Source organism: Hansschlegelia plantiphila, assembly GCF_027922265.1.
Lineage (GTDB): Bacteria > Pseudomonadota > Alphaproteobacteria > Rhizobiales > Methylopilaceae > Methylopila > Methylopila plantiphila.
Map to the genome: position 1 here is coordinate 262,715 of NZ_BSFI01000004.1, position 12,216 is coordinate 274,930.

The 12,216-nt window shown below is 68.8% G+C and carries 13 protein-coding genes; 7 read left to right on the forward strand and 6 right to left on the reverse strand.

The features are described 5' to 3' along the window. Window positions 1–113 precede the first annotated feature (113 nt). Entirely contained in the window at window positions 114–935 is an 822-nt protein-coding gene (gene cysQ, locus PKE75_RS04630; RefSeq protein WP_271167525.1) for a 3'(2'),5'-bisphosphate nucleotidase CysQ, read from the reverse strand. 164 nt (window positions 936–1,099) lie between these two features. Here cysQ and chpT point away from each other — a divergent pair, with 164 nt between their 5' ends. Next, window positions 1,100–1,780, forward strand: coding sequence for a histidine phosphotransferase ChpT (gene chpT, locus PKE75_RS04635; RefSeq protein WP_271167526.1), 681 nt, complete (start codon window positions 1,100–1,102; stop codon window positions 1,778–1,780). 95 nt (window positions 1,781–1,875) lie between these two features. On the opposite strand, the gene cysW is transcribed toward chpT, so the two are convergent. From cysW to cysP, 3 genes are all read right to left on the reverse strand, one after another. Beyond that, entirely contained in the window at window positions 1,876–2,715 is an 840-nt protein-coding gene (gene cysW / locus PKE75_RS04640; protein ID WP_271167527.1) for a sulfate ABC transporter permease subunit CysW, read from the reverse strand. Next, the gene (gene cysT / locus PKE75_RS04645) at window positions 2,712–3,536 is read right to left on the reverse strand and encodes a sulfate ABC transporter permease subunit CysT (protein WP_271167528.1); all 825 of its coding nucleotides are present in this window, start codon (window positions 3,534–3,536) and stop codon (window positions 2,712–2,714) included. The genes cysW and cysT overlap by 4 nt, the downstream gene beginning before the upstream one ends. A gap of 221 nt (window positions 3,537–3,757) precedes the next feature. Next, window positions 3,758–4,768 carry a thiosulfate ABC transporter substrate-binding protein CysP gene (cysP, locus tag PKE75_RS04650; RefSeq protein ID WP_271167529.1) on the reverse strand — a complete coding sequence of 337 codons (1,011 nt, stop codon included), beginning with the start codon at window positions 4,766–4,768 and terminating at the stop codon, window positions 3,758–3,760. Between the two features lie 197 nt (window positions 4,769–4,965). Here cysP and PKE75_RS04655 point away from each other — a divergent pair, with 197 nt between their 5' ends. Genes PKE75_RS04655 through PKE75_RS04675 form a run of 5 tightly spaced genes read left to right on the forward strand, consistent with a single transcriptional unit; the run spans window position 4,966 to window position 9,970 of the window. Further along, entirely contained in the window at window positions 4,966–5,637 is a 672-nt protein-coding gene (locus PKE75_RS04655; RefSeq protein ID WP_271167530.1) for a phosphoribosylanthranilate isomerase, read from the forward strand. Further along, window positions 5,634–6,851, forward strand: coding sequence for a tryptophan synthase subunit beta (trpB, locus tag PKE75_RS04660; protein WP_271167531.1), 1,218 nt, complete (start codon window positions 5,634–5,636; stop codon window positions 6,849–6,851). The genes PKE75_RS04655 and trpB overlap by 4 nt, the downstream gene beginning before the upstream one ends. After that, window positions 6,848–7,681, forward strand: a complete 834-nt coding sequence (gene trpA, locus PKE75_RS04665; protein WP_271167532.1) for a tryptophan synthase subunit alpha — start codon at window positions 6,848–6,850, stop codon at window positions 7,679–7,681. The genes trpB and trpA overlap by 4 nt, the downstream gene beginning before the upstream one ends. Before the next feature lie 22 nt (window positions 7,682–7,703). Next, window positions 7,704–8,624: an acetyl-CoA carboxylase, carboxyltransferase subunit beta gene (accD, locus tag PKE75_RS04670; RefSeq protein ID WP_271167533.1), complete on the forward strand. Its 921-nt coding sequence runs from the start codon at window positions 7,704–7,706 to the stop codon at window positions 8,622–8,624. Window positions 8,625–8,650: 26 nt separating this feature from the next. Beyond that, window positions 8,651–9,970, forward strand: coding sequence for a bifunctional folylpolyglutamate synthase/dihydrofolate synthase (locus tag PKE75_RS04675; protein ID WP_271167654.1), 1,320 nt, complete (start codon window positions 8,651–8,653; stop codon window positions 9,968–9,970). Window positions 9,971–9,988: 18 nt separating this feature from the next. On the opposite strand, the gene PKE75_RS04680 is transcribed toward PKE75_RS04675, so the two are convergent. Both PKE75_RS04680 and trxA read right to left on the reverse strand, forming a co-directional pair. Further along, the gene (locus tag PKE75_RS04680; RefSeq protein ID WP_271167534.1) at window positions 9,989–11,113 is read right to left on the reverse strand and encodes a hypothetical protein; all 1,125 of its coding nucleotides are present in this window, start codon (window positions 11,111–11,113) and stop codon (window positions 9,989–9,991) included. A 94-nt stretch (window positions 11,114–11,207) separates the two neighbouring features. After that, the gene (gene trxA / locus PKE75_RS04685) at window positions 11,208–11,528 is read right to left on the reverse strand and encodes a thioredoxin (RefSeq protein ID WP_271167535.1); all 321 of its coding nucleotides are present in this window, start codon (window positions 11,526–11,528) and stop codon (window positions 11,208–11,210) included. A gap of 317 nt (window positions 11,529–11,845) precedes the next feature. On the opposite strand from trxA, the gene PKE75_RS04690 reads away from it, so the two are divergent. Then, a complete protein-coding gene (locus tag PKE75_RS04690) occupies window positions 11,846–12,166 on the forward strand; it encodes a PRC-barrel domain-containing protein (protein ID WP_271167536.1) in 321 nt (106 codons plus the stop codon). The last annotated feature ends 50 nt before the right edge of the window (window positions 12,167–12,216 follow it).

The following is a 12,216-nucleotide window of genomic DNA, read 5'->3' on the forward strand; positions in this document are numbered from 1 at the left end:
CAGGATAACGCTCGTCGTCCTCCGGCTCGACCGAGGACACACGTTCGAGCGTAGCGCTCTACATCCGAGATGGGTGGCCCGGTCGAGCCGGACCACCACGGCGGTGTTTCTGCTTAGCGGCCTCTGCTAGCCCCGCTGCCCCACGCGACGAACCCGCCGTTCCTGAAGCCCGCGTCCGCCTTGCCGTAGACGAAAGGCGAGCCGTCGGGCCTCGTCACAGAACCGCCGGCGGCTGCGAGCACGGCGTGGCCCGCCGCCGTGTCCCACTCCATCGTCGGGCCGAACCTCGGATAGACGTCGGCCTCGCCTTCCGCCACCAGGCAGAACTTGAGCGACGAGCCGGCCGAACGGCGATGAGCCACGCCGAGGCCGGTCAGGAAGGCTTCCGTCTCCGCGTCCGAATGGCTGCGGCTCGCGACCGCGCAGAGGCCGTCGGCCGGCGCAGGTCGGACGGAGATCGCGCGATAGCCGTCCGCCGCCGGAGCGTCGCGCACGGCGGCGCGGGCGACGAGGGCGCCCTGAGCCTCCGCGCCGAGCCATGTCTCGCCGAGCGCTGGCGCGTGCACGCAGCCGGCGATCGGCCGGGCGGCGGAGATCAGCCCGACATTGACGGTGAACTCGCCGTTTCGGGCGAGGAACTCCCGCGTGCCGTCGAGCGGGTCGACCAGCAGGAACGTGTCGGCGGCCGTGAGCGGCGCGCCGTCGCGCGAGGTCGCCTCCTCCGCGATGACGGGGACGCCCGGAAACAGGCCCGCGAGGCCTTCGAGCAGGATCGCTTCGGCGCGCTCGTCGGCGTCGGTCACCGGGCTGCGGTCGTCTTTCGCCCGGACCGCGATCTCCTCCCGGTCATAGATGTCGAGGATCGCGCGGCCGGCCTCCACGCAAAGTTCGGCGAGCGCAAGCAACAGCCGCGCGTCGACGTCCCGGTTCGGCATGAGGAGGCTCCATAGGCAGGGCGGCCCAGCGCGCCTTGAGGCGGCATGCGGCAGCGTGTATCAGGCTTCGCGCTCGGTTCTCGCCCGACTCAGCATAAGACAGGCCGCAGCGCCGCGCGGGACTTATCGGAAACGCCGCCCTCAAAGCCTTGGCAGGAGCCGCGATGTCAACCTCTGACGAGACCCCGGCCTCGACGATCATCACGCTCGAGGCCCTCGACCTCGCGGCTCTGATCGCGAGCCGCGTCTGCCACGACGTGATCTCGCCGGTCGGCGCCATCGTCAACGGCCTCGAGATCCTCGAGGACGAGAAGGACGAGGGCATGCGCGGCTTCGCCTTCGACCTCATCAAGAAAAGCGCGGCGCAGGCCTCGGCCCGGCTTCAGTTCTGTCGCATCGCCTTCGGCGCCGCGGGCTCGGCCGCCGCCATGCTCGACCTCGGCGACGCCGAGCAGGTCGCGCGCGGCTTCGTCGAGGACCAGAAGACCAAGCTGACCTGGGAGGCGCCGCGCCAGCTGCTGCCGAAGAACATGGTCAAGCTGCTGCTCAACCTGGTGCTGGTCGCGACCGCCACGATCCCGCGCGGAGGCGTGATCGCTGTGACCGCGATCGGCGAGGGCGAGAACACCGAGTTCCGCCTCGTCAGCAACGGCCCGAGCGCCCGCGTGCCGACCAACGTGCTCGACCTGCTCGCGGGCAAGGCGCCCGACGACCGCATCGACGCCCATGTGATCCAGCCCTACTACACCGGCCTGATCGCCCGCGCGGCGAACATGGGGGTCACGATCGAGGCCGAGATCGAAGGCGAGCGCATCGTCACGATCGCCAAGCGGCTGCCGGCTTAGGACTGTTCCTCGGGTCCATAGCCGGGCATCCACGACTTGGGCGTGACGCCATGGCAAAGTCGTGGATACCCGCGCGAAGGCGCGGGCATGACGGGTCAGCCGCGCGCCGCGTCGGGGTCCATCTTCTCGACCACGATCTTCGCGGCGATGGTCAGCAGCGCGATGCCGGCGAGAACGGTCGCCGCGGCGAAGGCGCCGGCCGAATTGTAGTCCTGGTAGAGCAGTTCGATCTGCAGCGGCAGCGTGTTGGTCACCCCGCGGATGTTGCCCGAGACGACCGAGACCGCGCCGAACTCGCCCATCACCCGGGCGTTGGTCAGCATCACGCCGTACAGCAGCGCCCAGCGCACGTTCGGCAGCGTCACGCTCCACAGCGTGCGGAAGCCCGAGGCCCCCAGCGTCAGCGCGGCCTCCTCCTCCTGTGAGCCTTGCGCCTGCATCAGCGGCAGGATCTCGCGGGCGACGAAGGGCGCGGTGACGAACAGGCTCGCCAGCACGATCGCGGGATAGGCGAACATCACCTTGATCCCGTGCTCCTGAAGCCAGGGCCCGAACCAGCCTTGCGCGCCGTAGACGAACAGGTATGCGACGCCCGCGACGATCGGCGAGACCGAGAACGGCAGCTCGATCAGCGCGGTCAGCAGGCTCTTGCCGGGAAATTCGAACTTGGCGATCGACCATGCGGCGGCGATCCCGAAGGCGGTGTTGATCGGTACGGCGAGCAGCGCGGTCGCGACGGTCAGCCCGATCGCGTGCAGCGTGTCGGGCTGACCGAGGTTCGCGAGATAGGCCGCGACGCCCGGTTTGAACGCCTCCGCGAAGATCACCGCGAGCGGCCCGCCGATCAGCAACGCAGAGGCGGCGATCGCGAAGCCGAGGATGAGCGCGCGCGTGACCGGCGCATCCCCGACGCGCGGGCGCTGGCGAGAGGTCACCGGTCGGTCCTCAGATAGCGCAGATGCCAGAGCTGGATGGCGTTGGTGATCAGCAGCATGGCGAAGGCGGCGGCGAGCATCGCGGTCGCGATCGCCGCCGCCGCCTGGTAGTCGTATTCCTCCAGCCGGATGAACACGAGCAACGCCGCGATCTCTGTGTGGAACGGCTGGTTGCCGGCGATGAAGATCACCGCGCCGAACTCGCCGAGCGAGCGCGCGAAGGCGAGGCTCAAGCCCGCGAGATAGGCCGGGAAGATCGCGGGAAAGACGACGCTGCGGAACACGCGCGCGGGGCCTGCGCCGAGCGTCTCGGCCGCCTCCTCCAGATCGTCCGTCAGGTCCTGCAGAACCGGCTGCACCGAGCGCACCACGAAGGGCAGGCTGGTGAAGGCCATCGCCACCACGATGCCGAGCGGGGCGTAGGCGACCGTGATCCCGAGCGGCTCCAGCGCCGAGCCGTACCAGCCGTTCCTGGCGAACAGCGCCGTCAGCGCGACCCCGGCCACCGCCGTCGGCAGCGCGAAGGGCACGTCGACGGCTGCGTCGAGCAGGCGTTTTCCGGGAAACTCGTAGCGCACCAGCGCCCAGGCGAGGGCGAGGCCGACGATCCCGTTCACCGCCGTCGCGCCGAGCGCGGCGAGCGCCGTGACGCGAAAGGCGGCGAGCGCCCGGTCGCCGGAGATCACCGTGAAGAACCGCTCCCAGCCGAGCCCCGAGGCCTGAAGCACGAGCGCCGCCAGCGGCAGCAGCACGATCACCGCAAGATAGACCAGCGTGCAGCCGATCGCGAGGCGGAAACCGGGGAGGGGGGAACGGAGCATGAGATGCGCTCGATGCCCGACATTGGCGCTGCGATCAAGGCGGCTGGTCGATATGGCCGATCGGACCAGAACAAGCCTCGTCGTGGTCCGGTTCGACCGGACCACCCACGTTCGTGCGTGGCGCTCGACGCCCGCGCATGGATCCCGCGGTCAGGCCGGAGGACGATCGCGGCGGGTCTGCTCGGAATAAGCCCAAACGCGCCTGGCTGCGCGTCGCGCCCTCAGCGCCCCACGAACACCTGGTCGAGCTTGCCGCCGGAGGCGAAGTGGACCTCGTTGGCCTTCTTCCAGCCGCCGAACACCTTGTCGACCGTCAGCAGCTCGACGGCCGGGAAACGGTCCTTGTTCGCCTCCATGATCGCCTCGTCGGCGACGCGGTTGTTGAAGGAGGCGATGATCTCCTGGCCCTTCGGGCTGTAGAGATAGTTCAGGTAGTCGGTCGCGAGCGCGCGGCTGCCGCGGCGGTCGACGACCTTGTCGACGACGGCGACGGGGAACTCGGCGAGCAGGCTGACCGGCGGCACCACGACGTCGACCTTGTCGGCGCCGTACTCCTTCTTCACCGCGGCGGTCTCGGCCTCGAAGGTCACGAGCACGTCGCCGATGCCGCGCTCGACGAAGGTGGTGGTCGAACCGCGGCCGCCGGTGTCGAAGACGGGGACATTCGCCAGCAACTTCTTCACGAAGGCGTCAGCCTTGGCCTCGTCGCCATTGTTGGTCTTCAAAGCGAAGGCGTAGGCCGCGAGATAGGTGTAGCGGGCGTTGCCGGAGGTCTTGGGGTTGGGGAACACCACCTTCACGTCGTCGCGAACGAGGTCGTCCCAGTTCTTGACGCCCTTGGGGTTGCCCGCGCGCACCACGAAGGCCGGCAGCGAATAGAACGGCGAGGCGTTGTTCGGGAACTTGGACTTCCAGTCCTGCGCGACCAGCTGGCCCTTGTCGGCGAGGATCTGGACGTCGAGCTCCTGGTTGAAGGTGACGACGTCGGCCTCGAGCCCCTCGAGGATCGCCCGCGCCTGCTTGGACGTGCCGGCGTGGCTCTGGTTGACGGTGACCTCCTCGCCGGTCTTCGCCTTGCGATCCTCGGAGAACTGCTTGTCGATCGCTGCAAACAGCTCGCGCCCGACGTCATAGGAGACGTTGAGGATCGTGTTCGGCTCGGCCGCATGGGCGGGAGAGGCGAAGGCGACGCCGAGCGCCAGCAAAGTCGGGCCGAAGAAGAAGGGACGCATCGCGAGGGCTCCGGGGTCCGCGCGGACCTGCGCGGGGCTGTTCAGGACGACAGACTTAGTCGGCGGCGAAGGGGCGCGCAATGAAATACGTATTAATTTGGCATAATAAATAAAACAACAAAAAATTAATGTATTTATCGCCGTGGACGAGGCTTCCCGGCTGTGCGAAGCGACCCCCGGTTATGCGAGGCGGTTCGATGGCGTTAGAGGTCAAGATCTGCGGGCTTTCGGAGCCTGCGACGCTGGAGGCGGCGATCGCGGCCGGCGCGGATCTCGTCGGGCTGGTGTCGTTTCCCAAAAGTCCGCGGCACGTCGCGCCGGAACAGGCGGCGGCGCTCGCGTCGATCGCGCGCGGACGCGCGCGGGTCGGCCTGCTGACGGTCGACGCGTCCGACGACCTGCTGGCGGAACTCGTCGCGGCCGCCATGCCGGACGTCCTTCAATTGCACGGCAGCGAGACTCCGGAGCGCGTCGCGGCGCTCAGGCGCCTGTTCGGCCGCGAGGTGTGGAAGGCCGTCCCGGTCGGCGAAGCCGACGATCTCGTCGCGGCCGAGCCCTACTGGGCCGTCGCCGACCGCGTGCTGTTCGACGCCAAGCCCCCCGCCGGCGCCGAACTGCCGGGCGGCAACGGCGTCGCCTTCGACTGGAGGCTGCTCGCGAACCTTGACCCCAAGCGCCGCTTCGTGCTTTCCGGTGGATTGACGCCGGAGAACGTGGGCGAGGCCGTCCGCGTGACCCATGCGCCCGCAGTCGACGTATCTTCAGGCGTCGAGCGCGCGCCCGGCGTCAAGGATCCCGACCTGATCGTCCGTTTCGTCCGCGAAGCCCGATCGGCCGGCGTCCCTCCCAGGGAAGGACCAGCCTCGTGACCGCGCAGCCGCAACCGAATTCGTTCCGGACCGGGCCCGACGAGCGCGGCCGCTTCGGCATCTTCGGCGGCCGCTTCGTGGCCGAGACGCTGATGCCGCTGATCCTGGAGCTCGAGGCCGAGTACGAGACGGCGAAGAAGGATCCGGCGTTCCACGCCGAGATGGAGTCCTACCGCACGCATTATATCGGCCGGCCGAGCCCGCTCTATTTCGCCGAGCGCCTCACCGAGCACCTCGGCGGCGCCAAGGTCTATCTCAAGCGCGAGGAGCTGAACCACACCGGCTCCCACAAGGTGAACAACGTGCTCGGGCAGATCCTGCTCGCGCGCCGCATGGGCAAGAAGCGGGTGATCGCCGAGACCGGCGCCGGCCAGCATGGCGTCGCGACCGCGACGCTCTGCGCGCGCTTCGGGCTCGAATGCGTGGTGTTCATGGGCGCGGTCGACGTCGCCCGCCAGGCGCCCAATGTGTTCCGCATGAAGATGCTGGGCGCGACCGTCGTTCCCGTGCAGTCCGGCGCGAAGACGCTGAAGGACGCGATGAACGAGGCGCTGCGTGACTGGGTCACCAACGTCGCCGACACCTTCTACTGCATCGGCACGGTCGCCGGTCCCCACCCCTATCCCGCCATGGTGCGCGACTTCCAGTCGATCATCGGTATCGAGACCCGCGCGCAGATGCAGGAGATGGAGGGGCGCCTCCCCGACAGCCTGATCGCCTGCGTCGGCGGCGGCTCGAACGCGATCGGCCTGTTCCACCCCTTCCTCGACGAGTCCGACGTCGCGATCTACGGCGTGGAGGCGGCGGGCTTCGGCCTTTCCGGTCTCAACGCCGCCTCGATCGCCGGCGGGGCGCCGGGCGTGCTGCACGGCAACCGCACCTACCTGCTGATGGACAAGGACGGCCAGATCGAGGAGGGCCACTCGATCTCCGCCGGCCTCGATTATCCCGGCATCGGACCGGAGCACGCCTGGCTGAACGACATCGGCCGTGTGAAATATCTGTCCGCCACCGACGACGAGGCGGTCTCCGCGTTCCAGCTGCTCTCGAAGCTCGAGGGCATCATCCCTGCGCTCGAGAGCGCGCACGCGATCGCCAAGGTCGTCGAGCTGGCGCCGGGCCTGCCGAAGGACCATCTGATGGTGGTCAACCTCTCCGGCCGCGGCGACAAGGACGTGCCGCAGATCGCCGAGCGTCTGGGGACGAGCCTGTGAAGCACCGCATCGACGCCCGTTTCGCCCTGGCGGCGCGTGAAAACCGCGCGGCGCTGGTGACCTTCGTCACCGCAGGCGACCCCGACCACGAGACCTCGCTCGAGATCGTGCGCGCGCTTCCGGGCGCCGGCGCGGACGTGATCGAGCTCGGGATGCCGTTCACCGACCCGATGGCCGACGGCCCGGCGATCCAGGCGGCGGGCCTCAGGGCGCTCGCCGCCGGCGAGACGCTGGTGAAGACGCTCGACCTGGTCCGCGCCTTCCGCGAGCGCGACCAGGACACGCCGATCGTCCTGATGGGCTACTACAACCCGATCTACGTCCACGGCGTCGAGCGCTTCCTCTACGAGGCGAAGGAGGCCGGTGCCGACGGCATGATCGTCGTCGACCTGCCGCCCGAGGAGGACGAGGAGCTCTGCCTCCCCGCCCTTCAGTCAGGGCTCGCCTTCATCCGGCTCGCGACGCCCACCACCGACGACAAGCGGCTGCCGGCGGTGCTCAAAAACACCGCGGGCTTCGTCTATTACGTCTCGGTCGCGGGCACGACGGGCGCCGCGACGCCTGATTTCAACGTCGTCGGCGGCGCGGTCGACCGGCTCAAGCGCCACACCGACCTGCCGGTCGCGGTCGGCTTCGGCGTCAAGACGCCGGAACACGCCGCCGCGATCGCGGCCTATGCAGACGGCGTCGTGGTAGGCTCCGCCATCGTCGACGCCGTCGCGAAAAGCCTCGACGCGGACGGCCGCGCCACCAATAAGACAGTCTCGGCCGTCACCGCTCTGGTGTCGGCGCTCGCCGCAGGCGTCCGCCGCGGCCGGGCGGCGGCGTGACCGGCGATCTGAAGGAGCGTCCATGAACTGGCTCGTCAACGTCGTCCGGCCGAAGATCAACAGCCTGCTGACGCGCAGCAAGGACAGCACCCCCGAGAACCTCTGGATCAAGTGTCCGGAGACCGGCCAGCTCGTGTTCCACAAGGACGTCGAGGCGAACAACTGGGTGATCCCGGGCTCCGGCTATCACCTGCGGATGGGCGCCAGGCAGCGGCTCGCCGCGACGCTCGATCCGGGCTTCGAGGAGATCGCGCTTCCTGAGGTCGCGACCGACCCGCTGAAGTTCCGCGACGAGAAGAAATACGCCGACCGCCTCAAGGACGCCCGCGCCAAGACCAGCATGGCGGACGCCGTGAAGGTCGCGGTCGGGACCATCGAGGGGACGGCCGTCACCGTCGTCGTGCAGGACTTCGACTTCATGGGCGGCTCGCTCGGCATGGCGGCGGGCGAAGCCATCGTGCGCGGTTTCGAGACCGCGGTCGCGCGCGACACCCCGCTCATCCTGTTCGCGGCCTCCGGCGGCGCGCGCATGCAGGAAGGCATCCTCTCGCTGATGCAGATGCCGCGCACCACGGTCGGCGTGCAGATGCTGCGCGAAGCGAGGAAGCCCTATATCGTCGTGCTGACCAACCCGACCACCGGCGGCGTCACGGCGTCCTACGCCATGCTCGGCGACGTTCAGATCGCCGAGCCCGGCGCGCTGATCGGCTTCGCCGGCCCGCGCGTCATCGAACAGACGATCCGCGAGAAGCTCCCTGCCGGCTTCCAGCGCTCGGAATACCTCAAGGACCACGGCATGATCGACATGGTGGTCCATCGCGAGGACCTGCGTGGCGCGCTCGCCCGGCTCTGCCGCCTGCTGACCGGGACGCCGAAGCCGGAGATCCCCGCTTTGCCGGAGCCGGTCTCCGAAGAGGCGCAGGTCGCGGCCGCCCACGCGTGAACGAGGTTCCAGCCTGGATGTCGTCGGTGGGGCCGAGCGACGCCTATCTGACGCGCTTTCTCGATCTGCACCCCAAGGAGATCGACCTGTCGCTCGGCCGCGTCGAGCGGCTGCTGGCCGATCTTGGCTCGCCGCAGGCCTCGCTGCCGCCGGCGATTCAGGTGGCCGGCACCAACGGCAAGGGCTCCACGACCGCTTTCCTGCGGGCGATGCTCGAGGCCGCCGGCAAGAGCGTCCACGTCTACACCTCGCCTCACCTCGTGCGGTTCCACGAGCGCATCAGGCTCGGCGCGCCGGGCGGGGGATCGTTCGTCGACGAGGCGAAGCTCACCGCGACCTTCGAGGAGGTCGACCGCGTCAACGACGGCCGTGCGATCACCCTGTTCGAGATCACCACGGCCGCGGCGCTGCTGCTGTTCGCGCGCAATCCGGCCGACGTGCTGCTGCTCGAGGTCGGCCTCGGCGGCCGCTATGACGCGACCAACGTGATCGCGAAGCCGCTTGCGAGCGTGATCACGCCGGTCAGCCTCGACCACCAGAAGTTCCTCGGCGACTCGCTCGGCGCGATCGCGCACGAGAAGGCCGGCATCCTGAAAAGCCTCGTGCCCGGCGTCATCGCGCGGCAGGAGGAGGAGGCGCTGCGGTCGATCGAGCGCGAGGCCGCGCGGCTCGGCGCGCCGCTTTCGATCTCCGGCCAGGACTGGCAGGCGCGCGAGGAGCACGGCCGTTTCGTGTTTGAGGACGGCGACGGCCTGATGGACCTGCCGCTGCCCCGTCTCGTCGGCCGTCACCAGATCGAGAACGCCGGCGCCGCGATCGCGACGCTGCGCGGTCTGCCGCATCTCGGCGTCGGCGCGCAGGCGGTCGAGACCGGGCTTGGGAGCGTCAACTGGCCGGGGCGGATGCAGCGCCTCGCGAGCGGCGCGCTACCTGCCCTGCTGCCGGAGGGCTCCGAACTCTGGCTCGACGGCGGACACAACCCGGATGGCGGCCGCGCCATCGCCTCGACCCTCGCCGAGCTCGACGAGCGTTCGCCGAAGCCGATCGTGATGGTCGTCGGCATGCTCAACACCAAGGATTCCGACGGGTTTCTCGAGGCCTTCGCGGGGCTCGCCGGACGGGTCTACGGCGTGCCGATCAACTCCTCCGTCGCCGGCCGCTCGCCGGACGAGGTCGTCCACGCCGCCGAGCGCGCGGGGCTCGCAGCCGAGGAATGCGCTTCGATCGCCGAGGCGCTCGCCAAGGCCGCGAAAGCCGCAGGGCCGGTGCCGCCGCGCGTCCTGATCACCGGCTCGCTCTACCTTGCAGGCGAGGCGCTCGACGCCAACGGCACGCCCCCGGCGTAAACCGCCCGGGGCCGCGTCTCACGCCACAGGCAGCAGTCTCTTGCGAACCTTGCGTCCGAGGCGCAGCAGCCGCTTCGTCTCGTTCGCGATCGTCATGCCGACGCCGCCCGGGCGGGTCTTGCGCTCGGCCTTCGTGAGCAACGCCGCGACCGAGGGAACGCCAGGCAGCGTATCGTCGTACCAGGTCCAGGTTTCCGGCTCCGACAGGAAGATCTTTCCACGCTCCGGCTGTGGCCGCATCGCCGGACCGAGCGTCTCGATCAGGTCGCGTTCCAGCGCGAGATAGCCGGGCGTCTGGCGCGAGATCTCGATCGTGCGCCGCGCGGCGGCGCCGTCCCGCCGGATCGTCTCGACGATGGTCCGCCTTTCGGGCTCGGACAGCAGGTATCGCACCGCCTCGCCGGCGTGGAGCCCGCCGTCCTCGCCGATATGCGGGCTGCGCATCGAGAGCAGGCGGATGAACTCGGTCATCTCCGCGGGCGGACGTTTATTGGCGGGGGCGGAGGGGCGAGGGGCGATGGCCGGAGCGCCGAGCGCCTCTTCGGCGAAGACCCTGAAGATATCGAGGCCGCGCCGGGCGATCTCGTCATAGAGCAGGAAAGTGCAGGGCGTTTCCGGACGCCGGACGATCGAGCCGATCTCGATCATCGGATTGAGGATGCGCGAGCGGCGCCCCCGAAGCCGGTGGGTCTCGATCCAGCTCGGCAGCGTCTCCGTCCCTCCGAGCGACACGGTCTGCGCCCACAGCGCGTGCAGCACGCTCATCGGGTCGCGGATCACGTAGCAGAGCCTGAGCTCGCGGGGCGCGAAGATCTCCTTCAGCGCGTCGTGGTGCACCGGCCGCCACCGTCGGAAGCCCTCCGACGACAGCAGGATGTTTGTGCCCCGGCCCGCCTCCTCGGCGAGACGGCGGAGGTCGTCATGGGCGGGACCGGATTTCCTCAGGAGGTCCGATGGGCGGTCCGCGATGTCGTGGTGGCCGATGCGCACGCGCTCGCCCAGCTTGGGATAGAGCCAGCCGCGCTCGAGCAGGGCCGCGCGGTTCCCGTAGAAGTTCGACTGCAGATAGGTGGTCGCGGTCTTGTGCGGCCCGACGTGGAGCAGCAGCGCGCCGGCGCCTCCGGACGGCGGCCGCGGGCTCATGCGGGGAGGGCGTCCACACACACGAAAAGCCCTCCGGCGACGCCGAAGGGCTTTGAAGGGCGGAACGCCGCCTGGGGGCCGAAAGCGCCCTCGTTCAGACGGACGTCTCGATCCAACTGACGAGCTTCGACTTGGGAGCGGCGCCGCGCTGGGTGGCGACGTGCTCGCCGCCCTTGAACATCATGAGCATCGGGATCGCGGAGATGCCGAAGCGGGTGGCGATCTCCGGGTTCTCGTCGACGTTCAGCTTCAGGATCTTCACCTTGCCCGCCATCTCGTTCGAAATCTCTTCGAGCGCCGGCGCGATCGCGCGGCAGGGGCCGCACCACTCCGCCCAGAAATCGACGACGACAGGCTCGGCCGACTTCAGCACGTCCTGTTCGAAGGTGGAGTCGGAAACCTTGGCGGTGGCCATTTGCGATGAACCTTTCATGAGGGAGCGGCGCTCGCGGAGCGGGCCGCTCTTTTGTCCAGTCGAAAGTATGAACGCCCCCTCTGAGCGTCAAGCGAGCGCGGATGCGGGGCCGCCATTCCCGGTGGAGGACGCGGCGTCCTCCGCTTCCCGTGGCGCCCGGCGAATTTCCAGTTTCCGGCTGCTGCTGAGGAACTCTTCGGATTCGGCCGCGTTCCTAGCTCACAATCCAAACGAGGAAGAAAAAAATGAAAAAGATTATGATTATAGCGGCCGCCGCTGGCCTTATTTCTACCGCAGCGTTCGCAGAAACTCCGTCCATGATGTTCAAGACGGTCGAAAAAGGCCAGGCCGACTATCTCGGCTCGAATCTCGTCGGCCTCGACGTCTATAACGGCGCGAACGAGGACGTCGGCGAGATCAAGGACATGGTGTTCAACGGCGAGCGCAAGCTGACCGGCCTCGTGGTCTCGGTCGGCGGCTTCCTCGGCATGGGCTCGAAATACATCATCGTCGATCCGGCGGCGGTGAAGCTCGCCCACAACGATTCGAAGGGCGAATGGACCGCGAAGATCGACGCCACCAAGGAGCAGCTCACCTCCGCGCCGGAGTTCAAGTACGACGGCAAATTCGACGACTGAGCAGATCGCTCGAACCGGTGATCGGGGGCGGCTTCGGCCGCCCCTTTTTC

Excerpts from the sequence above, each read along its gene's own strand:
- cysQ (WP_271167525.1), bottom strand. The coding sequence starts at position 935 with ATGCCGAACCGGGACGTCGACGCGCGGCTGTTGCTTGCGCTCGCCGAA.
- PKE75_RS04655 (WP_271167530.1), top strand. The coding sequence starts at position 4,966 with ATGGCGTTAGAGGTCAAGATCTGCGGGCTTTCGGAGCCTGCGACGCTG.
- cysP (WP_271167529.1), bottom strand. The coding sequence starts at position 4,768 with ATGCGTCCCTTCTTCTTCGGCCCGACTTTGCTGGCGCTCGGCGTCGCC.
- PKE75_RS04690 (WP_271167536.1), top strand. The coding sequence starts at position 11,846 with ATGATGTTCAAGACGGTCGAAAAAGGCCAGGCCGACTATCTCGGCTCG.
- chpT (WP_271167526.1), top strand. The coding sequence starts at position 1,100 with ATGTCAACCTCTGACGAGACCCCGGCCTCGACGATCATCACGCTCGAG.
- cysT (WP_271167528.1), bottom strand. The coding sequence starts at position 3,536 with ATGCTCCGTTCCCCCCTCCCCGGTTTCCGCCTCGCGATCGGCTGCACG.
- PKE75_RS04680 (WP_271167534.1), bottom strand. The coding sequence starts at position 11,113 with ATGAGCCCGCGGCCGCCGTCCGGAGGCGCCGGCGCGCTGCTGCTCCAC.
- accD (WP_271167533.1), top strand. The coding sequence starts at position 7,704 with ATGAACTGGCTCGTCAACGTCGTCCGGCCGAAGATCAACAGCCTGCTG.
- trxA (WP_271167535.1), bottom strand. The coding sequence starts at position 11,528 with ATGGCCACCGCCAAGGTTTCCGACTCCACCTTCGAACAGGACGTGCTG.